The sequence below is a fragment of the Bacillus sp. z33 genome (assembly GCF_058313615.1).
The window spans coordinates 353,073-379,551 of sequence record NZ_JBZFQN010000001.1; the positions used below are offsets into that span (position 1 = coordinate 353,073).

Genomic DNA, 26,479 nt, shown 5'->3' on the forward strand with positions numbered 1-26,479 from the left:
TTTCTACATCCCTTTACTTCTTTTCTTTAAAATTCTCTCTTTTGATTCTTCTGTTCTGTTTTTTCATACAGAGTTCTTGTGTATTATTTGTTAATTAAATAAAGTACTTAATAGCAATAAAATAAGAGTAAAATAGAGCAATATATTTAATTACTGAACAATAGAAATAGTATGCTTAAACAATCAATTAAAAAAACACTCACATGAATTTCTAATCTATTAATACTAATCACTTGAACATAAAACTCTGTTTAACTAAATTATTCAATCATCTAAAAAAAAATCTAAAAAACGCAAGCTTATATATTCCCCCCTTGTTTATTGAAGAGTTCTTACTGCAAAAGACTATCTAGTGCGCTCCTAGTATCTTGTAAAAGTGCTTTCATAAGATTAAAGCTCCCTTTTTTATAATTACTCCACCAAGAAACCCTATCCGAAAACAATGAATAACCTTTATAAACCCACATGAAATCTAGTTTTGACCGTTCAAAATATTTTTTATACAGACGAATGAATGAATACGTGTTAAGTCGAGTTAATATACACGATATTTCCACTCCTAAAGATTGCTTTCTACTAAGCGAAAATAAGATACACCTTTTCAAGTAAATTTACAATCACTGACAGCCTTTTCTCTCTAATTACATTGGATTTATGCCCACTTATCTATGTCAAAAAAATCTAAAAATAAGGGGGAAATAGTTACCTTTCCGTTCTTCAATTAGAGAAAAGAAAAAACCCGCTGAGAGCGGGTCAATCTGCAACAATCATATAAACTCCATTGTATGAATCATAATCAATTTCGCTATAGTGTAAATTTGTGTCTTCGTTAAATTCTCCTTCTTCTAACATTCCTACATATACATCATAAACCATATCTTTATTTACTGACTCGATATTATAAAAAGTGTCTTCATCTTGGTATTCCGCTCCCTCATTCTTTGCAATTTTAGTATAAGTGTGTATTTCAGTGATTGTCACAATACTTCCATTTTCCATTTCTACTTCGTATTCTGCTACGTTTCTATGGTCTGTTACTCTGTCAAAATCTCCTGATGTATGTCCTAAATACTCTTCATAAGAATTTGAATCAACTAAAGTCACTTCTGCACCTAGCTTATCCTCAAGTTTTTCATCAAATGATTTTTCTTCTCCATTGAATACGGTACCAACTATTAATACGGCTATTACACCAACTAAAACCCCTATCCCAATCTTACCCGCTAATGTCAATTGATTTTTCCAAATATCTACCACTTTTGGTTTCGCCCAACTTAAAAAGTGTTTCATATCATCCATAAAACCTGTAGACTCTTGAACAACATATTTTTTATTTTCCATGCTGTCCATCTCCTTTGATAATGGATTGTATGCCCTGCGCTGCGATAATCTCGATTTCCTCTCTACTATATAAGTCCCATCTCAACTGCTTCCACTTTGTCAATTAGGATAAGCACTGTTTGTTCTTATCGCTTCTAACTTATTGCACTCCTAATGGTTTATCATAATCTGGTGACGTTACGTTTAATGAAAGAAATTGTCCATATGTTTCTAAAACAAATTAAGTAAAAAGTCTTCTGCATCTTGTGTTGTTACTATTGAGTAACATTGTAGTGTACAACCATTTGCTTCAATGTATTCAGTTTCCATTTTAACTAGTTGGTCATATCCATATTCTATTAAATCTTCCTCTATAGATTGTTCAACAAATTCAATATCGAAAGTATAATCTACTTTCCTAGTTCTTCATCTACCTGAACCCCTTCAACCTGTGACTCTGTGGCTTCCTCCTGCCGTTCTATACCTTGCTCGTTCCTATTCTCTGTTGCTTGCGGTTCATTCTGAGCAGCATTTTTAGCCACTTCACAACCTTGTACCACTATCACCAATACCATTACATTAAGACTACTATTAATATATTTTTGCTTTCATGATTGTTCGCTTCCTTTCACATGATTATTTATCATTCCCTATTGAATTGGTAATTGAAGTCATTCAATACTATTTTTAAATGTTATTTCAGAAAATTATTATATAAGATTTATTCCTTGTTTTTAAAAAGTTAAAACGCTTTCTTTAGTTGATTAATGGTAATTTAATCCCGTAATATTCATGGAAATTTCATATAAATGTTGGTGCATGATTGATAGAAAGTGAAGCGGTTAACTATTATTAATACCTAATTCCAACAGGAGAAATCGTTGAGAAGGGCAAAGTCACACATTTTACCAATGAAGATAACAATTTTTTTGCTATTTATGAGGCGAGAGAACCATTAAACCCAGCGATAATATTACCTAAATGGCCTTCTCCAAACCCTAGGATTATACTTTTAAGCGAAAAAGATATTAATGAAATTGAAGATAACTATAGTAAGTCCTCTTTATAATTTGTCATGCTGCTTAACCATCTTTAAGTGTTCTTTATCTCACAAGAACACCGGTACTTAATCAAGCTAAAACTTGCACGAAATTAAAAGACCTATTTCGTTTGAAATAGGTCTTTATTTACAATTTTCATTTTTATATAAATATCATTTACTTTGTATTGACAATAATTTAAAAATATAAAATAGAAACATTATGAGAAATATTTAGACTAAAACATTAGTAAATTTCTTAATACTAACTTATTACGTCAAAGAAGTTTTTGTTACTCGTCTCCAATATCTAAGTTTTCTCTGTCCCAATCTTCCCATTCTTCCATACTACTTCCTACATTTGCATATCTATTTCTATTTGGTGCTTTATTTTTATGACGTTTCTTTTTCAAACCTTTGTTTTTGTCATGTCTCTTTTTCATGTTATTCTTTTTATGTTTTTTCTTTTTGTGTACACTCATAGTTGCCATCCCCTCTCATATACACCTATATTATACCCATTTTCAACACTTACTTAAAACTTCGAACTATGTCTTATTGACTAAAAGTATTCACACATTTCTTTTCCTAGATATAACCTCAAGGTTCTAAAGACCGGATAATATCACTTTAACTTAAACTACATAGTATTTTAAATTTAAAGTTTAAAAAGCTAACTTTCCATTTTTTAAATTTTAAAAATTTCATTAAAACCCTATTATAATAAGGTTTTACCAACTGATTTCAACTTAATTATTTTTTGTTTTAAATTTAAACTTTTAAATATAATTTATTAGAAACCCTAATATATTAAGGCTTCCAGCTAATATAGAGTTAAGTTATTGAAATCTTTATATATTTTTTTAAATTTAAGTTTAAAATTTAAAAACTTCAATTTAATATATAATATGAAAGGATTAAGCGTGTACTGAGGTAAGTGTAACATCCTTTAGCTAAATAGCTCCTCTTACTTAAGGAAAATGAGTGGGGCTTTGATATAATATGCAGTATCTTAGGAGTTTTATTACTTTACAACACATTCTTTTATTCATTAAAACTACTTATAATTATTGTACAAATGATTCACTGTTAATTAAAAACATGAAAACTAGCAAAAAAGTGGCTTGTAACCAAAATCACAATTTAATATCTTTAAAATTTTAAGTTGCAATAATGGTTACAAAACCTTTTATTGTTAATAATTTTGCTTATATAGAGTATCTTTCACCCCGTCAAAGTTTCCAATTGCTTCTTTAACAGATTGTAAATCATCGCTCGACAGCTTGTAATTTTCTTTTAAATAATCGTCATTAAGCAAGCCTAACACTACTGTACATTTGACTACATTACCATCTAACCTTACTGATTTTTGTTTAGTAACAAAATAGTTCTTAAACACTTCTTCAATATTTTTTGGCGAATCTCCACCTATAACAAACGCAATATCTCTAAACATTTCTTCTTTCTCTTTTTGGGTCAATACCTTTATATCATTATTTCCTCCCTTGCTAAAATCCGCCTTTTTTAAGTAACTTTGCAGATACCTAATTACATCTGTTGTTGCATTGCCTTGCGTGTCTACTTTGAAGCTTCCATTTTCATTGAAATAGTGAGTGATAAAATTTAGATGAACTATTCTCTTATAAAAGCCTGATACCGCTTTTTTACTATTCAACATATTATTATCGAATAGGCATTTAATTACATTCCAATCAATCATAATCAGCCGTTTTAGTGCGTATTGATGGTCTGGATGTACCTGTTTTAAAGTGCTAACTTTATCAGGGTCACTTTTTACTAATAAAAACATCTCTTCTGTAATCACACTTGCATCCTTTTCAACTTTGTTTTTTTTTGCTTTAACTACTTTTTCAATTCCTTCAAAAATACCGTCTTCAATCCTATATATAAAATCATCTATTCCCCATTCATGCACATGTGGCACGTTCAATATTTGCTTCAAGATATTAAAAAATGTTTTTGGTCTATTTACACAATAATTGGTTTCCTCTTTGATAACATGTTCCATCAATTCCAGTTCATCTATATAGAACATACCATTCTTTAATTTAATACAGTAATTACATTCATAGATTCCTTTACGGTACTCTCTAAGTAAATTCTCGCCACCATTGTTTAATTCCTGAACAATCCTTTCTGCTCCTTTGTGTCTTTTTCTATAAAGGCCCATATAATCACAATACAATCCATTACCAAAAACCGTTTCTTCCCCTCTTGTTTGCTCTCCTTTCACAAACACAAATAAGCTTTTGTATGGAAATCTAAAGCGAGAAGCAGATTGCAGAACTTCAAAGTAGTCCCATTTACTATGATTGTTTACCAATATACCAGTGAAATATTCATGTTTATCGTCTTCACCTTTCAAGATGCTAACTCCTTCACTTATTAAGTTCGTTGTTAGCACCACTTCATACCCCTCCGGGAATTTTTTATTCTGAATAGAATCGTAGGCTTCTTTTTGCTCGTTTTTCTTTACAATTTCACTATCCAAACCAATCGCTTTTATTCCCACTTCCCTTAATCCTGTAATAATGCTATTAATCAAACTAAGATTCTTCACAAAAAACAAAAAACGCATATTCGGATATTGCTTTTTCAATTCCACTAAAGAGGATACGATTTTCGCAATATATTTGTCTCTGCTGTCATTATGTTTATACCGGATGTAAAATAATCTTTGAGCAGGACACCCGTCTTTTGATGTTTGAATATGAACTTTCTCATCAACAAAATTATCAATCATTAATAGTTTTTCTGGTGTAGCTGATACAAACGTTAAGCTGACAACCTTATTAAAGCATTCCTCTAAGTCTGCTAATGTACTTTCCCTAAATGTTTTTTGATTCACTAAACAGTGACTTTCATCAATCATTAGATGTATTCTCGCTTCATCATCAAAGTCTAAAATTAAGTTCACCAGTTTCCTTGTTTTGTCATAAGTAACGCAATGTACTTTTCTTCCCATGCCTACACACATAACCATATCATCAGTTGATACGGAATTATAGGCAGGTACTCCAATGCCTTTAACTGAGTTATTTGTGATAGCTATTGTTGGAGTACTTAATACAAAATAGTCGTGTCCTCCTTTCCCAAGATTATTCCTTACTTTCATCTCGTCTAATACTTCTTTCATCCGTTCTACTTCATCAGGTTGGAGTGGATAAGGACAATTAAAATTACCTTCTAATTGATAAACAAAATTTATTAAAGCATTGCTAGTTTTCCCTGTATTCGTTCCAGCTTTCAAAATCGCTTTTTTTCCAAGTAGCACCTCATCATATACAGTGGATAATAAATCTAAATTAATCTTGTCTTTATCCGTTTTGTACACTTTCTTATCTTCCTCATTGCTTAATTGGAATTCCTTTAATGAGCGTTTAATCTGATTGAATTTCTTAGGAAAGACAAACCCCAAATGTGATGCCAAACTAAAGATTGTTTTATAGGTAATTTCTTCGTTAATGTTTTCCTTAGATACAAAATTATCGTAGCTGCTTTCTACTTCACCACTCACCCCTTCTTCTCCACATATAATCGCTAAACAATCTCGCCCTTGTTTCTCTGTAATCAATTCATGCTTTTCTGCATAAGCAATGGCGATTAAAGCACTTAACCACACTCTATAATGGCTTGAATCTTCCCATCCAATGTCGGTAAATCTGTTTATTCCACATCCGTCACTTGGCAAATATCCAATATGTTTAACACATTCAATAATCAATTTGCCTAACTCATTTGCTCCATATAACTTAATGAATTCAGGGGCTGAATGGTTAATTTCCGCTTTATTTACTCGCCTTTCTTCTTTTACCTGCTGAATGTACGATTCAAGAATCTTTTTTGATAAGAATGCATCCTCATTTAGGATTTCATATCCATTATCCGAACCCCTGACAATGTTGTGATGGTTTGGATGGCATCTAAGGTCTGCATCAATCCCATAATCAATTAATAGCTTACAAACCGCACTATATATTAACCTATACTCCTTATTATCTTGAGCAGGTTCTTTAATCTGAAATACCACCCTGAAACTATTTTTTACATCTCTTTTATGGCTTTTCGTATAGAAAACTCCGAAACAAGGAATCTTTCTCAATCGTTTTAAAATCTCGTCCATTGGTATTGTCATATCATCTACATCGACAACTATTAGTAAACCTACTCTGTACTTATCTCCTTCAAGGTCAGCAATCTCTTTTGGATACTTAATCAAAAAATAATCATAGTTAGGGTTTCCCCACTTGTCATATAAGCCATTTTTCATGCTTAGGGACTGGGAAGCTATTCCTAGCCCCCAATTGCAACCGAACTCCATTACAATGTCTTTTATCGACAATAAAAACTGATTGCTGTAATCTCGTACTCCTCTCCATATTTCACCAAAATATTTGTTCCCACTTGTAATAATCCTTTTGTTATTACATCCGTCCTCCTCTATTATGTTTAATAGTGTAACTGGGAAAACATATCCCTTAGATTCACCTCCTTCCTGTTTTATTGTGTTTACCTTCATTGTCTCTTCTACCATAATTTTTCACCCCTCTGTTCAGAAAATTTAGAGAGAATTTACCATTCAAAATATGCTTTCATAATATATAAAGAAAAAAATCATTTTTTCACTCTACTCCCAGGGGTATTTTTTAATTAATTTTTTCAATTAACTAACTTTTTCTGGATAAACTAATTCGTATGCTAGCTTGAATAACAATAAATTTAATAGACAAAATAAAATCATGTTTTCGGAAGTAGAAATATTTTTATTTTAATCAGTGGATTAAACAATTAAAGTACCTTTTTAAAAAAAAGAGGAATATCCTTTTTCGGATATTCCTTAATGGTCTTCTATTTTAGTTCAGTAAGAGTGAATAACTTCTTGTTTCGTCACTTATCGTACTATAATATATATGAATGTAAATTGTTCGCTATCTTTTACATCTGTTGTAACTGAAATATCACAGTGCCCTAGAGCTTTTGAGATTATAGCTACATTCGGCCCTTTTTCAAGCAAGGATTTCGCTAAGTCTCTCCTTAATGCTTGTGGATTGATATTATCCAAATCATACATTCTTGAATATTTATTTAACCGTTTCTCAATATTATTATGGTTAGGTGATGTTGCTATCCTATAACCAAACTTAGTAATGAATACTAGTTAAATAAGTCTCCTTTAAGAACTACTTGTATTGTTGATTCTTATAATATTATTCACACAACATAAGCGACATAACCAACGTATAGTGCAAGAGGATTAGTAAGTTCTAATTATTAAATCAATAGCCGATGAACATTATAAGTTGCATATATATTCCATTTCTTAGACCTTACCGATATAAACAGCAATAAGCATTTTTGTATGCTCCTATATATTTTATTGCCTTATATATTACTTTTTATAGTATATCTAAGTTAGACAACTCCTCCATATCATTTTTCCAAATAAAATCATCAATATTTAAATGGTCATCAAAAAAGTTGGTACCTAAAAGTATCTCTTTAAATTTTCCACCCTTCTTTGAATAAACAACATTGTAAAATATCATTAGTAATTCCAAAGATGATAATTGCGCTCTAATAATCCCCCTATACTTCCGTCTCTCTATCTCGTTAACTTTTTCATCAGAGGCGAAAGTCTCATTTTGGATTAACTTTACTAATCTATACAAATTTCTGTAATAGTGTCCAACCGCATTCTCGTATCTTTTATATACTTCCTCATAAGACCGTATTTTCAATTCTTTTAGAGGATTGATTCTAAAATTTTCCTCGAACTTATCAATGTAAATATTCGTAATGTTATTAACTGAATACTTAAATTCTATTCTCTCAATTATTTCCTCATATTTATCTCTATTCCCAAATATGCTTTGCGAATAATTCTTTAAAAGTTCGTCTTTTTTTCTATTCCATATATTATCTCGACCTTCATCAAGTGCTTCCTGAAACTCAAAGAATTCATAATCATAAGGTGTTAAATTTTCTTGAGATTCATGTAGATATTCATTTAAATGATAGTCCAGATACCATTGTTTAATTAAATCATCTAAAATTTGTATATCACCTGTAAGTGCTTCTTTTTTTAATTTTGTAGAGTAAGATTTATATATTTTTTTTAGGTATGTACGCTTTAAATAAGCATACATTTTTTCAATTGCTGCTCTACCTGTACTTTCTTCAATTTTAATTTCCTTTAAGATATTATGATGTAAATTTATCATATTAAAAAAGGTTGTTTCGAATTGTTGTTTTTTCATTGTATCGTTAGTAATTTGAGTTTCTTTCCTAGCTTCCTCTGCTTGTTTTACAGTTGCTTCGGTTTGCTTAACCAACTGACTAATACTTTCCTGACTGATTTTTATTTCTCTTCTTTGCATGATAATTGTTGCTAATAACAGGACAACACTTGCAGCTGTTAAAAATGCTACTGTTGTACCTCCAATGAAATCTCCTACCGCTCCTATATCAACCAAATTTTCGTATGTGTCAATTCGAGAAACATAATAATTCTTTACTGCGAAAGGCATAATTCCAGCGGTAATAAACAGGATAACTCCAAGAATAGTAAAACCCCAGATACCAAAATTGGATAACTTGTCCATTATACTAATATTTAAAAATACCTTTAATATTATTATTGAAACTATAAATAAAATAACCAAAATACTTAATATAACTAAAAATCTAATCAATTTTGTTCACTCCCCATATCCCTTCAAGTATAAGTCTTCATATTAATTTTATTTTAAAAATATTCATAAATCTACATTTACTGTTATAAATTGTAAGTTATCTTTGTGAAATTTATTTTGGACCAATAGAAGATACTGGATTTGATTGATTGAGATGAAGATATTTTAAACTGATGAAAAGGAATAAAATTATAGTTTAGCAACTTTTTAATACCAAACTTCAACTAGTTGCTTAGGATGTTGAGGTGTTTGTTTTTTAGCATTTTATCTAACCCATACTCTAAAATAAACCAAATATAGAAATAAATGATTAGGATTTAGCAATAGAGGTTCTTAGATAATAATCGAAAAGAAAAGCAACAACTCACTTAATTGTCACTACTCTCTAATCTAGACTTTCGTTGTCATTGAAATATCACTGTGACCAAGCCCTTTTAGATTATTGCCACATTTGTCCCTTTTCAAGGAATGATTTAGCAAATCCTCTCTTTAATATATGGATTGATATTTTTCAAATCACAACCACACAAAAAAGGACCTGCAAAGATTAATTCTTGCAGTTCCTTCTTTAAAATACTTGGTGTCTTTATTAATCTGACCTACACACTTGGGACATTCTCGTCTTTATTTGAATTTTTAAGAGGTACGATGCATGTATATATCAAGGTTTCTGATAACTTTTAATAATTTATATAGCGTTATAAATACTATTATTAAAACCTCAAAGTTTGTTAATACATTCATAAAAATCCCAGTGGTTATTAACTTCTATAAGAAATCTCTTCATACTCAGCATAATTTATAAAAGTATATTTAGTCAGCCCAATGTTGAAATGTTTCATTTTAGATACCATTAAATTATCCATATCTTCATTACATGTTGAAATAAAAATCTGATTAGCAAAATTTTCATCCACTAAATGCACTCTTAATAAATCAATGAACGATAAAATATTTAAGTCATCCATATGTTGGATTGGGTCATCGAAGAAATAAGAATTAAATTTTGAGAACCTCTTTTTTATCGCTATACCTAAAAAGAAACTTAAGGCAACTGTTGTTATTTGTCCCGAACTTAATATATTTGATAGATTTATAATATTACCTTTCTCACCTACAGTAGCATCTACTTTTTTATTGGTTTTTCCACTTGGTAAGGACAAATTAATTTTCGTGAAATTACTATGTCTATTTATTTTTTTATATACATAATTTATTGGTTCTTCTAAGTCATCCTTATATTTTTTTTCTAATTCATTAACAGCAGAAAAGACAATATTTTTAATATTCTTTACCATTTTCTGCTTCTCTTTTAATATATCTAATTCATTTTTAACCTTCTCTATTTTCTTTTTATATGTTAAATAATTACTATTCTCTATAATTTTCTTTAAGCTTTTTAATTTATTTTCAACTATTTCAAAACTTACATTCTCAGTTAAATCCCGGTATTTCTCCTGTTTTTCTTTGTAATTAGAGATATAATTTCCCACTTCTATTAAGCTTGTTTCAAAAAAATCTTCCTGTTTTATTGAAGATGAAGAATCAATTAACTCTTTATAAAGTCTCTCTCTAACTTCATTTAAAGTTTGTTCATTGAATTCATTAATTTCCACTCCATAACTACTTAGTTTTTTTTCAAACTGTTGAATATCAGGTTTTTTCTGGAGTATTTCTAAATAAATCTTTAATTTATTATCTATAAAATCTAAAATAAGCTCCAACTCTTTAATAAGACTTTCCATCAAGATTAAAGTTTCGTATTCCAAATATTTATACTCATCTTTTAATTTAGCTAGGTGAATTTCCAACTTAGTAAAAGATTTTTGTTTTTGTTCAATTATACTTCTTAAAATTTCTATTGATATTTCCTGATTACATAGAGGGCATTCATTAACAATATGTGAATTATCAATATGTTTTTTTACATATGTTAAAAAGTTAATATAGTCAGAATTTTGTTGTTCAAATTGTTCCTTCTGCTCTTCCGCACTTATAATTTGTTTTTTTATATCGGTAAGCTTTTTCTTTTGATAAGATAATTCCAATATATTAACAAAACTCATTCCAGTAAATTGATACTCATAGTTATCATTAAATTCTGTTATTACCTTTAAAAAATCATCGTTAATATTATTAATTTTTAGTGAATTAATTGTTTTAAACAGCTTTTGAAACCTACCCTTAAATTGAAGAAGTTTAATTCTTTCCTCCTCGACTTTTATAAAACTGAAAGTTTTATCTTCCACAATGTCCCTAATTCTTTCAAATTTGTTTTCTATTCCACTTACAAAATAATTGTATTTTTTTTCTTTAGTTTTATAATCGAAGTATTTATTATAATTATCAAACTTATCCTTATCTTTAATAATATCTATTATATCCGTCAATATACCCTTTTTTTGACTAATATTAGCCTCCATTAAATTTTCATAACTAATTTTTATCTCATTAGGTAGTAGCCACTTATTATAACTATCTAAACATTGGTCGAATGAATCAACCTCATTCAGATGTAGTAACTCTCTGCCTGAATTATACAGGAGAGTATATTCATCCTCTTTTTCCTTAACTAATCTAGTAACGCTATCAAGTAGTTCTTTACTGTTTTCTCTGTATAAAGAAAATTTGTTTTCTCCAAAGAGTATAGATAACATACTATGTATATTTTCTCTATTTTTTTGAAGAATTTTTAAATTTTTTTCGTGTGAGCATAAGTGATAGCTAGAAAATTTTTCACTAAGTTTATAAGAATTCGGATTATTTCCCTTGAGTAATTCATCTATCCATTCTTCACTAATTTCTTTAAATACATTCTTAATTTTCAGAAATAATTTAGTATTACTTTTTAAATAATCCTGCTTATATGCAGTGCTTACTCTTTTTATTTCATAAAAATTATTATCCAGAATAAAAATAAGCGTCACACTAGCAAACTCTTCATTATCCTTATTAGATATATTATTAATTAATGATTGTTCAGTAGGATTTTTTTTATCTTTTTTTATATTAATATTATCTATGACTCTGCTTATTTCTCCTGTTAAAACCCATTCAACAGAGTCAAAAAAAGTAGTTTTACCATAACCATTTGGCCCAGAGAAAAGAAACACCTTATTATCAATAGGTAATTTATAAGCTAGTTTATTTTTATATCCCCGGAAATTTTCTACTTCTACATTTAGTATTCTAAAACCCTTATTACTCATTTACTTTTCATCCCCTAATAATAAAAGCAGACTAGTTATGTCTTCTTCTAAAATTTCATCCTTATTTAATAATGTAATGATGTTATCGGTTCTACTAATATTTTTTAGTTTATCTTTAATTAACTCCTCTAAGTCTGTACTTATATCTGATTTCGAGAAGGACTTTCCTTTAAAAGGAAGCAGTTCAATATCATCAACATAGGTATCAATTTGAATAATGATTTTTTTAGAGGTATATTTGTCTTGTTCTAAGATTCTTCTGGTCTTTAAATCTACTTTATTCGAGACAATAACAAAGTTTAAATTATATGCTAAAGCCTTACTGTTCTGTATGATTTTATTTTGGTAATCAAAAATCTCATTTTCTATGTCCCAGATATCTTCAGGGTTGTTTAATTCATCAATATATTTAATGAAATATATTTCGTAATTATTTGAATAATTTGCGTTAAATGTACTAGTTTCTAATAATTTTGCTTCAACAAAAGAATAATTTTCAAACTCTTTATAAATCTTACTTAAGATTTCCATAATCAATCACACATCCAAATGTAAATATATTTTTACTATCTGAGTATTCACTATAATCTTCTTCTTTTAAACAATTCATACATTTTATATGTAACTCTTTATTAGCTTTATCAATTCTTCTCTTTACAGTGTTAATATCATTTGATTCACCTTTACTGATATCTATCTTAGAAATTTCCCCTTTTTTATTCCCTTTATAAAGTATTAAATCCGGAAAATTGTAATCATAACTATAAATATATTTCTTCATTAGAGCATTTAATCCTGAAACTCGTACTGTTCTATCTTCTCCTCCCAATAAGTTTAAATGATAAGTCATATTATTAAAGTCATTCCTCAACATCCAAAGTCCGTTGCCAACGATGGCAAATAACTCCTCTATCCTCACAACCGTTTTTTCTATAAACTTTTTATAATAATAAATTTTTAGTAGTCTTCTAAAAAATGTTTCAAAAATATCTTTATTTTGAATAATAACTCTTAACTTATCTTTTAAAAATGCTTCTTTATTAATAGATTTAGGAGATAAGCTTAATAAAAAATAATATTTTTTTTCATCACTTAAATTAAATTCCCGTATAACAAAGTCTTTTATCTCATCTAAAACATCTAATAACTCGTCTGCTAAGTATTCTCCTGAAAGTGATTTGTCATCAGAATAATCACTATTTATTTCTATTTTTAAATTGTCAATTAAACTACTGAGAAAATAATTTATTTCGTTATCTTCTTTCTCTTTTTTAGCTACTTCTAATTCTGTCATCTTATTTTTTATTGTTTTAACATCAGAACCAATGGTATCTAACTTTTCATCAAACTTTTGAAATACTCCATCCATTTCGTTCCACCGTTTGTCTGTTATAAAGTTTTGAATTTCAATTGTTTTTTCTTCAAATAAATTAAGCAGTATAGCTTTTGTTATATAAAAGTCTTTTTGTGAAAAGTTATCAAGAATATATGTCCATGCCCAAGAATAATAATTTTTAGCCATTTTAGATTTTGATTTATCATCTAGAAAGATTCTACTTATTAAGTCTATATTCTCTTCTACCGTTTCACTGTATTCTAGGGCGGAAGTAATCATACAATGTGAAATAAATTCCTTTTCTAAAAGAATGCTATCTATTCCTATTTCTTTTATAAGGTTTGCTATATCCCTTTGTAACCGTATATTCTTTTTCGCTTCAGAAGCCAATCCCTTATTTAAGATTATTTCTACCTCTTTATCATTTGATAAGTCATATTTTATTAATGTAAATCTAAATAAATCCGACTTATTTGCTCTTTTAGCAATCAGAAAATTTTTATAAAAATAAAGTATAGGTTCTGTGTATTTCGAATCCGCTGTTTTAGTTTCATGGTGTTTTATTTGAACAATATTTATTTTTCCATCTTCTTTAACTAAATCTAATTCCAGTATATCTTCTACTTTTTCTATATAGAATCTGTTATCATTTCGATTAGATGATAAAACACGATTTAATGTTAAGTTGATTTGAAAAAAATATCCTTTGATTGAACTATTCGCTTTTCTTTCTTCTATGTCCATTTCTTTTATAAGTTCAATGTCTTCGAGGGATATATTATTAAAATAATTAACCATTTTATTCTCCTTTGTTTGTAAAAAGGATTAATTTCTTATTCCTGCAAGAAATTAACTTTATAAATTAAATTTTATTTAGTAGGAATATTATACCATATTTATAAAGTTTTCTTATTATAGTTCATAAATAAATCCATTGTTTTTCTAATCGATTCACAGCATACTTCTCAAATATATATAAGCGTCCAAAAACAAGGAAACAGAAAAAAAGAGAGATGACTATCATCTCTGCCTATTGTGGAACGTTTATTTTTTTAGAAGTAAAACCTATTAAACTTCTTGTTCTTCAAATAAGTCTATTCCTTTTCGTTCTAGTAGCATGAACTTCTTTATGCTTGATTTACTATACCCACGGTAAAACTTATAAAAATCGAGTTTTAACTTAGTACATTCACCTATAGTTCTTTGAGAATAAATACTATTTTCTCTTTCATTAATAATTTCATTTATTTCCTGTAGCCCTTGTTCCAATTCTGTAATTAAATTTTTCTTTATATATCTACTAGCCTCACGTATAATATCCTTTTCTTCCCTTTCAATTAAATCCCATAATTTTGGGTAATTCTTTTCTAGATGAAAAAGTTTATAAAAATTTTCGGCAGCCTCTGTACTGAAACCGTTATTTACAGTATTAATTGAGATTTTCTTGGTTTTCATATCAAATGAAAAGTATAATTCATCTTGAATTCTATCAAAAAAAGGATGTAGAATCGGCAACCTAATTTCCATATTTTTTATTACAGTATTACATGGGATACATGAGACAATAAGGTTTTTCCATAGTATTCCCAAAAAAGGATAATTAGATATCGGCAAAAAATGGTCAGTGTTACTAAAATCAGAAACAGTAGTTCTATGTATATCACAATAAGGACATCTGTGTCTTATAGTACCTATCTCGGTCCTAAAATCTTTTTTACTTTTATACTCTCCACTTTTATAGTTGGCCCAAAACGATTTTAAATCCAGTGTCTCTTTATAAAAATATTCAAATGCCTTTTTAACAGTTACGAATGTTTCATTCTTTAATGTTATAGCTGATTGGAAATTACCTTTTAAAACATCCTCATAATTGTCAGTAAACTCTAAATACATTTTGAAAACTTCTTCTATATCACTACAACTAGCTAATTCATACATATGTTTTCTTAAACTCGGACATTCTTTCGCTAAGCAATTTAACCTTTCTTCCTCTATAGAAGCTTGGACATCAATAAGAGAAATCCCCTGATTATCTAATACCCATTTAAACAAATCTTTTAAGAAAACATCTGTAAACTCATATAATTTATGTATCTTTTTTATCTCAACTTTCCACATAATCGCTTTATTCCTTCCTAAAATCCGGAAAAAGATTTTCTATTTCAGTAAAAAATCTGTACTTTTCCGAATTTGAACTTAAATCATCATAGATTTCTAATGCTTCTCTAACTTTTGATTCCCCTAAAAGCTGTTTTATCAATTCTTTTTTAGATTTAGTAAACTCACCACTATAATCTTCTACATTAAATACATCCTCTAAGATATCGCTTGTTTCTCCTCCTAAAGTTTTTTCGCTTATATGATATTGTTCTATAATATTATTCTTATTTCGCTTCAAACCAACAATACATTCTTTTGGCACATCAGAAGCAATGAGTGGAGAATGAGTTGCAATGATAATATGTACTTTATATTCTCCGAATAATTTTACTATTAAATTAATGTAATTTTTAATCCATCTTGGATGCAAATGTGTTTCTGGTTCATCTATTAATACAACACAATTATCACAGATTTTATCAATTAAAGGAAAGAACCTAAAAAACATTGTTAATTCTCCAGAACTCATGTTTGAAAAGCGTACTTCGTCTCCTTCCTTATAAAAAAACAAATCAGTGAATACTTTATTAAAAAATATAGAGTTTTCCAATTCTAATAACATCTCTAATAGATTTCCATCTGCATTTTCGGGAGTAATCTGATACTTCCCCATGCCTAATTTAAGCAATCTACTTTGCTTTATTTTCGTTTTTATTATATTTGTTTTTTCTTGCAGCAATAAGATTTCTTTTTTATCTAGGTCCATAATTCTTCTCTGATTCAATCTAGGCATAGTAATTTCAATAGCTGGGTAACCATTGTAACCAATCACTTGCATTAAATGACTGATTGATTCATTAAGTCTATTATTATGTTTTGTACTATAAAATGATTTCACTATTGTTGGAATTGCTTCCTTTAAACTAGAAACCCCTCTTCTTACAGTTGGTCCACAGTAGTAATACTCAGTTCCAGCATATTCAGCTACAAAGTTATTTTCTTTAATACTATTTCTAGAATCTACTTTAAAAGCTTCAAAAACCGCAAATGAAGACACTATTACTCTAACTGGCCTGATTATATTGCTAGACTCAGTTCCAAAAGCACCTATTTCAAAGTCCATACTATTAATTTCATAGTTAATATGAAAATAGGGGTATAATTCTTGCTTTTCCCTCATTGATGGAAAAAAAGCATAGGATAATAATCTTAGAATTGATGTTTTACCTGTACCGTTCTCCCCTACTAAAATTGAGATGTTAGATTTCTTAAAATAATTTTCTGATGGTTCATCAAATTTGATTTTTAAATCTTTCAATCCCCACGCTTCTTTTATATGTACATGGTTAAGTTTCACTTGCTTACCTCCACTTTAGAGATTATAGGACATATTAAATATCAGATTTTATGAGTCTAGACTTCGCAGAAAATACATACCATTTGCACTGCTTAACCGATTTACAGATTTTGTAGATTGAAGTTAACTTACTATAATTTCTCTTGCATTACAAAGGTAATTAGCTTTTAGTTTTAAGCAACTTACTCAATAAATTCTTCACACTTGCTATCCCTTAAAATTATTTAGAGGAAAATTATACCACATAGATAAAAGGAAAGCAGCACCTTGTTAAATACTGTACATATGAAAATTTATTCCGCCTAGATTAGATAGTGAGCATAGAGCTTATCCAACTATGAATAAGTGAATATATAAAAAAAGAGCCCCTTTTAGGGAGCTCATTAAATTATTTAGTTTCTAATTCATTCCAGCAATTAATAAGTGTTCTCTTCTTCAACTTCTTTATATTAGGCTCTGTTAAAGGTTGATATAAAATTGAGACCGCTCAAATAAATGGTTATAATAAAACAAGCATTCTTATTTGAGGATTCAACTATGAGTAAAGCGTTTAGCAATTTATTAAAACATATCGGTAAATTATCACCTACAGATAAAGACCGCATGTTTGAAATGGGTAAAACGCTATGTTGAACCTTCTTCAACTGTTGATGGTCGCTAAATCGATGAAATGAGAGAAGTGCGTTTTAAAGATGGCTTTGAATGCCCTCATTGCGCTTCAAAACATAAATATTAATCGCTTCGGTAAAGTTAAAGGTCGTCAACGATATCGCTGCAAGGCTTGTCGTAAAACATTTATGGATACTACAAATACAATTCTTTACCGTACTCAAAAAGGGAATGAAGGGATTACTTTTGTTGAATGTATGTTTAATAAAGATATGTCTCTGTAAATGTTCTTTAAAGGTAATCATGTTCCTCCCCCCTTCTCTCTTTTTGTCGTGCGCTATGCTAGTAATATAACTATTTCACCTGAGATATTTTATTTTCGCATCTTAGTAGATAATCGGATGGTATGTCATATCTTCCAAAATATGATATACCCAATTGTGTTTCTCTGGTGGACACTCCATTATATTATTCCCCTCACCCTCGATGGATAGAGACTTTGAATCACCAAATATTTACACTTCCTATTCCTCCACCCTGAAACACTTGTAAGTCAAGACTTAAATTATTTTCCATCTCTAAATCAATGTTATTTCCATTAATTGGGTCAAATTCTTCTTTAAATTCGTTTTGCATTCGTTCTGTTCCTATATAATTTAAGAAAACTTCGCTTACAATTTTAGCGATTTCTGTATTCTCCTTACTTGAAACTGGAATATCCAATTCAGCATAAACAATTCCCTCGCCGTTTTGTCCAATCGTAATGTTTAAATAAAAGTCCTCTGGCTCTCCGAACTCTGACATATCATATGGAATCAAGTACATGTATTCTTTCGTGTAGTCTTCATCATTCATCCCGTTTTCCTGTAACTCTATGCCATTCGCTTTAAGGTCATTTACAACCCCGTCTATTAATTCCTGTGGACTCAAGTCATCCTGTAACCGTTTATTCATTTCTATCCGTTCTTGTTCTAGACGTTCTTGTTCAACCTTTGCTTTTTGCTGCTCAAGTTCTGCCTGACTTATTTCTTCCTCTGAAACGTCATTCGACACATTAGAACATCCTGCAACCAATCCCCCTATCAATAAAGCCACTCCTAACACGTTTATTAGCTTTCTCATAGCGTTTACACTCCTTTTAATAGGTTCCCGCTCATTCAGTTCAAAATAGCTTTTAGACTGCCAAATTCATCTACTTGTATAGTTATCTCCTCATTTCCGCTCCAATTCTTGCCCTGTTGTTTGCTTAACGCATCCTTATAGTTGTTCACCAGTTTTGCATCTCCTCCTAATGCATAGGAAGTAAATTCAATAAACGCCATATAATTTCCAGCTTGATAGTCCATATTCGGGTCAACTGTCATGAAATATGCTTCTGTGTTTTTTCCATCCACTTCATACACACTAATTGCAAAATTTACTGTTAATTCTCCATCTCCGTCTTCATATTGAAGTGCTATATCGTGCATTATATAGTCATCCATATCATATGGCGGTATCACATCAATTACATAACCTTCATGCTCAAAATGGTCAATCGCTAAATCTATCATGCCCTGTGAGTCTAGTTTTGCTTCTTTTTGTGTTTCTCCATTGTTCGGTTTCACCACACCATGTAAAAAGTCTTCCCCCGTTTCTTCCATTTCTACAATTGCGTCATCATTGCCTGAATAAACTCCTTCTTCTGCAAAATTGTTAGAAACATCATCTAGTAAAGTATCAGACATTCCCAATTCTTCCCCTATACCTAACATAAAAGTGAATGCAATCTCATTTCCGAATACTTCTAAAGAAACTATTTCATCCTTTTCATTTACATTTAATTTCATGGAACAATCCATACCATATAAGTCTGAATCAACAAAAATATCATAGGAAACCGTTTTTATTTTGTCCTTTTCGGCAACTTCATGGTTTTTTACCCGAATGTCCTTTATGCTTTCAAGTTCTTCTTCTGAATACCATTCACCATTCTCGAAATAATACATTATTATGTCAAACTTAGTTTCGGGGTCTAGTTTGTCGTATTCTTCATCTGTCATCGCTTCTAAATCCTTTACGGAAAACTCTCCAACTACTTTCGGTTCATTACTTTCTTCCTTCTGTTCCGCTTTCTGTTTCGTCTTAACGCCCTCTTCGGTATTCGCTTTAATTTCTGTGTCACTGTTTCCGCAACCTGCCACAACACCAACCAACAAAAGACCAACTAAGAATAAGTTGAATTCTTTCATGACTGTCCAACTTCCTTTCGTAATAGTTTTTATATTGCGAATTGTTTCACATAAAATTATATTATAAAAATTACTATGTATCCATTTCAATCGTTTCAATATACGTTTTGCCTGTCTGGAAATCCCGGGTCACGCATTGAACATAAACCGTATCTGTGTTTTTGGTTGTATCATTCACTCTAAAATTACTCCCCAAATAACTACTAGTAGGTAATTAACTCACTAAGATATCCAGGTTAAAAGGTAAGCTGGTTACTTTTCCTATACATCTTCCAAGTTACATAATGATTTACTAACTTTCATGTATCACAATTAAATAACTTGACTCCCCTTATTACTAAAGATATAGTAAAAATAGCTCAACACAGGGAAAAATTACTGTGGATAACTATCGGACATTGAAAAAGATAAACTAAGAGACATTTTGATATAGAAAACCATTCTTTTCAAGGGTTTGAAGCGTTCTGACATATGCAACAGTTTCCTAAACTGTAGGTCGGAGGTTCGAATCCTCTCTGGGACGTACTAAAAGCCTTGATTAATCAAGGCTTTTTCTTTGTGTAAAATTGCTGGCTAACATTTGCCGCAAACCCTGATACACTTACGTAGACTGCACAAAAATCGCAGAGCTCTCCCTCACTTTATCACCTTAGTTCGGCTATTCTATCGTTTACTAGAATAACGCTTAACTAACCTAACGATATAAAACACTAGCGACAATGCTTACACCCATTGTCGCTAAAAGAATAAAATTTAGAATCGCTTTAAAGACCTCTACAAAACTTGATGTCTCCAGCTCCGGCTCTATTGTTTCTATTTCAGCGATACTCCTTGTCAATCTGTCCTTCATTCATAAATCCAAATACAGCTCCTAATAAATTTGCGTCTTGTCGGAATTTGCAGGACGCAATGGTAGGTTTAATTTTTGCTAAATTAACGGTTGATAGAATTCTATCTAGTTTTTTATTAATATTGCTTATTAGATCTTCACGTGCGCTGATGCCGCCACCGATTAAGATCAGCTCCGGGTCATAGATATATTGCAAATTATAAATTCCAATGGCCAATAAATGATAAAATTCATCAATGGCCATCCTGCATATGTCATCGCCTGCTTCGGCCATTGAAAAAATTTCTTCTCCTGATAGGTTGTCTGGATCCATTTGCTTCGCTTTCGCTACTTTCCGCACAAGCGCTTTCGTAGAGGCGATTCTACTCCAAATATCATTGCTATCCGTAACGTTTGTGTTTAAAAGCATGTAACCAAATTCACCGCCATGTAGGTTTGCACCTCTATGCAAAAATCCATTTTTAAAGATTGATCCACCAATTCCAGTTCCAAGCACTATGACCATGACATCGTTTTTTCCTTTGGCAGCTTCATTCCATATTTCTGCGTAGCCTGCACAATTTGCATCATTTTCAATATAAACGGGAAGTTTCGTTCGTTCTGATACCAGCTCCTTTATATTGGGTCCATGTATATAGGGAATGGCACTCGAGCCGTATATGATGCCTTCTTCAGAAACAGCACCTGGACCACTAATTGCAACGCCTTTAGCATCTGGACAAGATTGACGATATGTATCGATAAGATTTAATAACCCATCAAGTGTCTTTGGAGTTTTTATTTTTTTAGATTCGAGGATGTTTGCGCTCTCATTTATAATGGCACATTTGACAAATGTTCCACCAATATCATAGGCGATGTATTTTTGCATATTAATCCTCCCATTTGTTTTATAACTATGACCAAACCTTTTGTAACTAGTTGATTACATGGGCTTGGAGGTTGAAGCATCTGGAAAGTCAAACCAACTTATTTATACAATTCATCGTTCTCTGCTTCAAATTCTTTTGTTTCAATTAATTGCTTGTACCAGTAAGCAGATTTCTTAAGCGCTCGATTTCGATTATCCTCTAAATTGATTTCAACCAAGCCATAACGGTTTTTGAATGCATTCATTGGTGAAACGTTATCAGTGAATGCCCATAACATATAGCCTTTACAATTGGCTCCTTCACCGATTGCTTTTAAGAGCCATTTCAAGTGCTCACTTATAAACTCAATACGGTAATCATCTTGAATGATTTGTTCTTCATTCTTAAATCGGCCTTCGTTCTCTACACCCATTCCATTTTCAGCAATAAACCATTCAATGTTCCCGTACTCTTCTTTCAATCGGATGGCCATATCAAACATAATTTGCGGGTAGATTTCCCATCCTCTATATGGGTTCATTTTCTTACCTACTAGCTCGTGTTTTTCATAATAATATTCAGGATGGAAGGGTGTTTCTTCATTCCATACAGTTGTACGTGCTTTGACGCGATGCGGAAAATATAGATTAATCCCCACATATTCGATTGTATTTTCTTTAATAAGTTGAAGTTCTTCAGTTGTATATTTAAAAGTAATATCGTGTTTTTCCATTAACTCAAATAATTCCTGTGGATACTCACCCTTAATCGCTGGATCTAAGAATACTCGATTGAAGAAAAGGTCATACATTTTAGCTGCTTTTTGGTCATGTTCAGAAGATGAACGGGCATAGGTAACTTCTGGGTTTAGAATTGTCCCAATTTTAGCGCCTGTCTTATCTTTTAATCCCATTTCCTTAAATAATTTCACTACTTTAGCAGTAGCGAGCCCTTTGTTGTAGTTCCATTGCATCCATTTTTTGGTGTTCTGTTCATATGGCCAGCGAATGGCATCTAAGTAGATGCGTGTCTGCACAACAACAGGCTCATTAAATACAAACCAGTGTTTCACAAGATTCCCATACCGTTCAAATACTTTTTCCGCATATTTTACAAACAATTCCACCACATTCTTTGATCCCCAACCACCGTATTTTTCAAATAAATAAGCAGGCAATTCATAGTGTTCTAGACAGATCATCGGCTCAATTTTATTTTTTATTAATTCATCAATAACGTTTCCGACATAGCTGGCGTATTCTTCATCAACAATTGCATTCTCATAGTCCACTAAAAAACGTGACCAATTGATAGATGTTCTAAAATGGGTTAGACCAATTTCCTTCATATAACTGATATCGGTTTTATAGCGGTTGTAAAAATCTGTTGCAACAGCAGGTCCATACCCGTTATGCCAAACATTTTTATTCTTTTTATACCATAAGTCTAAGTATGAATCTTGAGACTCTTTTTTATCTGTCCAACCTTCCGTTTGCCATGCTGAAGATGATGCTCCCAGAATAAAATCCTCTGGTATATTCATTGTTATTTTATCCATTTTTCATCTCTCCCGTTTTTCTAGTCTTATATGTTTGTAAGTTTCTATATTTCCGATAATCCGTTGCCGTCATTCCTGTAAGTTTTTTAAAGACTCCAACAAAATACTTATATTCATGAAATCCTACTTGTTCTGATATTTCATTTACTTTAAAGGGTGTCTCCGCAAGCAATATCTTTGCTTCATTAATTCTTAATTGGTTAACGTATTCATTAAAATTAACGCTTGTTTTCTGCTTGAATAGGGAACTAAAGTAATTTGGCGTTATATTAATGACCTCCGCTACTTCATGAACTTTAATGTTCGTTCTGTAATATTCATGTATATATTCCTTCGCATGATCGATTAACAAATCTTGTTTGTCTACATTTTTTAACTCAGATTGTTCTCTACGGATGGTGGAAAGGTCCTGATAGAAAAGTTCTTCCAATAATTCATACGAGTTGTAGACACGAACATTTACACTCTTGTTGTAATTGAAATCCCATTCCAACTTTCTCCGATCTAAAGACTCATAGTGATTTAAAATTTTAATTAGCAGCCCCCTGCAAGTATCAACAACTTCTTCTAAGAAAAATTCATTAGACAAAAAGCATTTGAATAATTCAGATATTACAAAATGCAGGTCCGCATCCTTCATTTGGATGACTGTATCTATTAATGACTTTTCAAGACTAACTGGATAGGATTGGTTCGTAGTCCGACTCAATTGATTTGAAATGACAAGGCTGGAGCTTTGTTTAAAAGGTAAAAACCTTCCTTTATCTAATAGATTCGTAAGTACGGTCTTGAGTTTACCAATAGGAATCCACTCGTCGTTCCAAACAAATTGAAGTGTAGATCGATCATTCCATTTAAGATTTTGCAGCCTATTTGGCGGCACTTTCCGTCCATCTTCACTAATAACACAAGTGACTAAAATATTTTCTTCAGTAAAAAATGAATAGGAGGTAAGACCATATTCTTGTAGTCCCCATTCAATCCTTTTCTCCCATAGCCTTAAAAACTCTTCATATTCCGCAGACGATAGATTGTTTATTTTTCGCCTATAATTTTGATGCATACTAATAAACGTATAAATCAGGGTGCCATTGTATGGATCTGATTTAGCATGGTAAGACTTTTGTAAATCAAAAATTTGTTGGAGAATCGCATTTCGCAATCCTGTTTCTTTCTGGTCTTTTTTTTGCTGCTGATCTCGCTTAATTTTAATTGTTATGTTTTTAACATTTTCCAAAAGCTCATCAATATTGACAGGTTTAAGTAAATAATTCTCCACTCCTAATTTGATGGCTTGCTGGGCATATTCAAACTCATTAAATCCACTAAGAATAATTGTCCGAATATGAGGATAGTTAGCATACAAAAAACTTGCCAGCTGCAATCCATCGGTCTTTGGCATCCTTACATCTGTAATCACAATATCAATGTTCCCATATTGTTTGACCTTCTGTATGGCATCCTCTCCATCGTATGCTGTATCTACCACCTCTACATCGATCGATGCCCATGGGATTGTAAATCGTAACCCACGCGAAATAATAGGCTCATCATCTACTATTAACATTTTAAAAGTCACGATTGTTCACCTAAATTCTCCATGTTTTTTGGGTCCCATAGCAGCGGAAGGATAAGCCTCACCAATGCCCCAGATTCAGGTTCTAACACCTGTAATCCAAACGGTTCTCCTAACACAATTGCTAAACGTTCTTTTAGGTTTTTCATTGCATAACCAGAGTCTTGCTTACCTTTTTCAAAGCCCCAACCGTTATCCTTAACATCAATCCATAACTGACCTTCCACTTGATAACAGCGAATAGTAATGATTCCTTGTCTCGGGAATTCTTTGAAACCGTGCTGGATGCTATTTTCAACCAGTGGCTGTATAAATTGTTTCATGATATAAGAGCGTTTGATCTGTTCGTCGATAAAAATGAAGAAAGCCAGCCGTTCTCCTAAACGGCTTTTCTGTAATTCTAAATAAGATTCAATATAGACCAATTCCTCTTCTATTGTAACCCATGTTTTACCATTATTTAGATTCATACGAAATACTTTTGCAAGTTGTTCAATTTGTTGACCTGTTTCCATTGCATTCTCAAGGCGTGCGGTCCATCGAATCATGTCTAACGTATTGTAAAGAAAGTGTGGATCAATTTGATTTTGAAGCGCCTTTAATTCAGATTCCTTTTGTCTAATAGTCAGCTTGTATTCTGTATCAATATGTCTTTGGATCGTTTTGACCATTTTATTAAATTGCCTACCCAATTGACCGATTTCATCATTTGTAGAAACATCCACATTCGCAGAGAAATTTCCTGTCTCAAGCTGTTTTGTTTGGTCGGTTAATTCAATCACTCTTTTTATATTAGAGCGATAGAATCCATAAAAAGCGATGATTCCACATAATAGAAGAAGAAAAATCATATTACGGATCGAATTTCGAACGGTAATTAATTCTTTGACTAAATCCTCCTCATTTACCATCACAATAGATGTCCAATTGGTCCCACTCACCTTTTTTTTAACAGCTTTGTAGTCATGGTTCTTAATTTTGAAGTCGTAAGCTAAGTTATCACCATGATTTGCCCAATCAACAAAAGCAGGATCATTGTATTTTTTTCCTAGTAACTCTTGATTGGAATGAAGAATAATTTCACCTGACTTTGACATGACCAGGTAAGTTCCTTGTTTGACTTCTAAATTTCTCTTGATTTTTTCCTGATCGAGACGGATTCTTACGCTGCCAATCGGGTGATTAATTTTATTTAAGTCGTTAATAACTCTTGAGAGGCTGATTACATATTTTTTCCCGTCCCATCCACTTGTAACCCCATAGGTATCACTCCAAACCGGAGAACCATTTCCTTCTATAGCAGCCTGATCCAATTTATCCTCGTCTCCAAAAACGGGTTCACCAAATGCCAGCTCTTCACCATTGCTTCCTCTTAACAAGATGGATGATATATACTCATTTGACATCAACTGAAAAGTAAAATAGCCTTTTATCCCGTCCATACTACTTTTATCCGCACGGGAGATTTCATCTGTTGTTTTAAAAAATGTTTGGAAGTCCTCACTATAAATCATATAGGAAGACATACTTTCCACATCTCGAATGATGGACAAAAGGCTTTGTTCATCTTTATCTAGCATTTCTATGATATCTTCTTCCAGCTGACCTTTAAGCACTTCCGTTGTTTGGTAATAAATGATTACTCCGAAGCAAACAGTTGGAAATGTAATGAAAACAAGAAATATGATAATAAACTTCCTTTTTAAACCCCAATTTCGAATCATTTTCAT

17 protein-coding genes and 1 pseudogene are annotated in these 26,479 nt (G+C 31.1%); 1 reads left to right on the forward strand and 17 read right to left on the reverse strand.

The genetic code is table 11. The annotated features are described in order from the left end of the window. Positions 1-753 precede the first annotated feature (753 nt). From AC4G3L_RS01670 to AC4G3L_RS01720, 11 genes are all read right to left on the reverse strand, one after another. Complete coding sequence (locus AC4G3L_RS01670; RefSeq protein WP_491075239.1) at positions 754-1,341, reverse strand: hypothetical protein; 588 nt, start codon at positions 1,339-1,341, stop codon at positions 754-756. Between the two features lie 389 nt (positions 1,342-1,730). After that, the gene (locus tag AC4G3L_RS01675; RefSeq protein WP_491075240.1) at positions 1,731-1,895 is read right to left on the reverse strand and encodes a hypothetical protein; all 165 of its coding nucleotides are present in this window, start codon (positions 1,893-1,895) and stop codon (positions 1,731-1,733) included. 757 nt (positions 1,896-2,652) lie between these two features. After that, a complete protein-coding gene (locus tag AC4G3L_RS01680) occupies positions 2,653-2,841 on the reverse strand; it encodes a hypothetical protein (protein WP_491075241.1) in 189 nt (62 codons plus the stop codon). Positions 2,842-3,554: 713 nt separating this feature from the next. After that, positions 3,555-6,914, reverse strand: coding sequence for a hypothetical protein (locus tag AC4G3L_RS01685; RefSeq protein ID WP_491075242.1), 3,360 nt, complete (start codon positions 6,912-6,914; stop codon positions 3,555-3,557). Between the two features lie 357 nt (positions 6,915-7,271). Further along, positions 7,272-7,529 carry a tyrosine-type recombinase/integrase gene (locus tag AC4G3L_RS01690; RefSeq protein ID WP_491076218.1) on the reverse strand — a complete coding sequence of 86 codons (258 nt, stop codon included), beginning with the start codon at positions 7,527-7,529 and terminating at the stop codon, positions 7,272-7,274. A 247-nt stretch (positions 7,530-7,776) separates the two neighbouring features. Then, complete coding sequence (locus AC4G3L_RS01695; protein ID WP_491075243.1) at positions 7,777-9,072, reverse strand: putative phage abortive infection protein; 1,296 nt, start codon at positions 9,070-9,072, stop codon at positions 7,777-7,779. Positions 9,073-9,833: 761 nt separating this feature from the next. Then, on the reverse strand, positions 9,834-12,281 hold the full coding sequence (locus AC4G3L_RS01700; RefSeq protein WP_491075244.1) for an AAA family ATPase: 2,448 nt from the start codon (positions 12,279-12,281) through the stop codon (positions 9,834-9,836). After that, the gene (locus tag AC4G3L_RS01705) at positions 12,282-12,812 is read right to left on the reverse strand and encodes a hypothetical protein (protein WP_491075245.1); all 531 of its coding nucleotides are present in this window, start codon (positions 12,810-12,812) and stop codon (positions 12,282-12,284) included. After that, positions 12,796-14,415: a hypothetical protein gene (locus tag AC4G3L_RS01710; protein ID WP_491075246.1), complete on the reverse strand. Its 1,620-nt coding sequence runs from the start codon at positions 14,413-14,415 to the stop codon at positions 12,796-12,798. The genes AC4G3L_RS01705 and AC4G3L_RS01710 overlap by 17 nt, the downstream gene beginning before the upstream one ends. A 270-nt stretch (positions 14,416-14,685) precedes the next feature. Continuing rightward, positions 14,686-15,735, reverse strand: coding sequence for an HNH endonuclease family protein (locus AC4G3L_RS01715; protein ID WP_491075247.1), 1,050 nt, complete (start codon positions 15,733-15,735; stop codon positions 14,686-14,688). A 7-nt stretch (positions 15,736-15,742) separates the two neighbouring features. Then, the gene (locus tag AC4G3L_RS01720) at positions 15,743-17,074 is read right to left on the reverse strand and encodes an AAA family ATPase (RefSeq protein ID WP_491075248.1); all 1,332 of its coding nucleotides are present in this window, start codon (positions 17,072-17,074) and stop codon (positions 15,743-15,745) included. Positions 17,075-17,611: 537 nt separating this feature from the next. Here AC4G3L_RS01720 and AC4G3L_RS01725 point away from each other — a divergent pair. Beyond that, positions 17,612-17,946, forward strand: a pseudogene (locus AC4G3L_RS01725) (transposase); the annotation flags it as partial. A gap of 241 nt (positions 17,947-18,187) precedes the next feature. Here AC4G3L_RS01725 and AC4G3L_RS01730 read toward each other — a convergent pair. The 6 genes from AC4G3L_RS01730 to AC4G3L_RS01755 form a co-directional block, all read right to left on the reverse strand. After that, positions 18,188-18,805 carry a hypothetical protein gene (locus AC4G3L_RS01730; protein ID WP_491075249.1) on the reverse strand — a complete coding sequence of 206 codons (618 nt, stop codon included), beginning with the start codon at positions 18,803-18,805 and terminating at the stop codon, positions 18,188-18,190. Positions 18,806-18,840: 35 nt separating this feature from the next. Continuing rightward, a complete protein-coding gene (locus AC4G3L_RS01735) occupies positions 18,841-19,914 on the reverse strand; it encodes a hypothetical protein (protein WP_491075250.1) in 1,074 nt (357 codons plus the stop codon). 818 nt (positions 19,915-20,732) lie between these two features. Then, on the reverse strand, positions 20,733-21,635 hold the full coding sequence (locus tag AC4G3L_RS01740; protein WP_491075251.1) for an ROK family protein: 903 nt from the start codon (positions 21,633-21,635) through the stop codon (positions 20,733-20,735). 98 nt (positions 21,636-21,733) lie between these two features. Beyond that, positions 21,734-23,173 carry a glycoside hydrolase family 1 protein gene (locus AC4G3L_RS01745; RefSeq protein WP_491075252.1) on the reverse strand — a complete coding sequence of 480 codons (1,440 nt, stop codon included), beginning with the start codon at positions 23,171-23,173 and terminating at the stop codon, positions 21,734-21,736. Next, positions 23,166-24,752, reverse strand: a complete 1,587-nt coding sequence (locus tag AC4G3L_RS01750; protein ID WP_491075253.1) for a response regulator — start codon at positions 24,750-24,752, stop codon at positions 23,166-23,168. Before AC4G3L_RS01750 ends, AC4G3L_RS01745 begins: the two co-directional genes overlap by 8 nt. Next, positions 24,749-26,473: a cache domain-containing sensor histidine kinase gene (locus AC4G3L_RS01755; RefSeq protein ID WP_491075254.1), complete on the reverse strand. Its 1,725-nt coding sequence runs from the start codon at positions 26,471-26,473 to the stop codon at positions 24,749-24,751. The genes AC4G3L_RS01750 and AC4G3L_RS01755 overlap by 4 nt, the downstream gene beginning before the upstream one ends. Positions 26,474-26,479 lie beyond the last annotated feature (6 nt).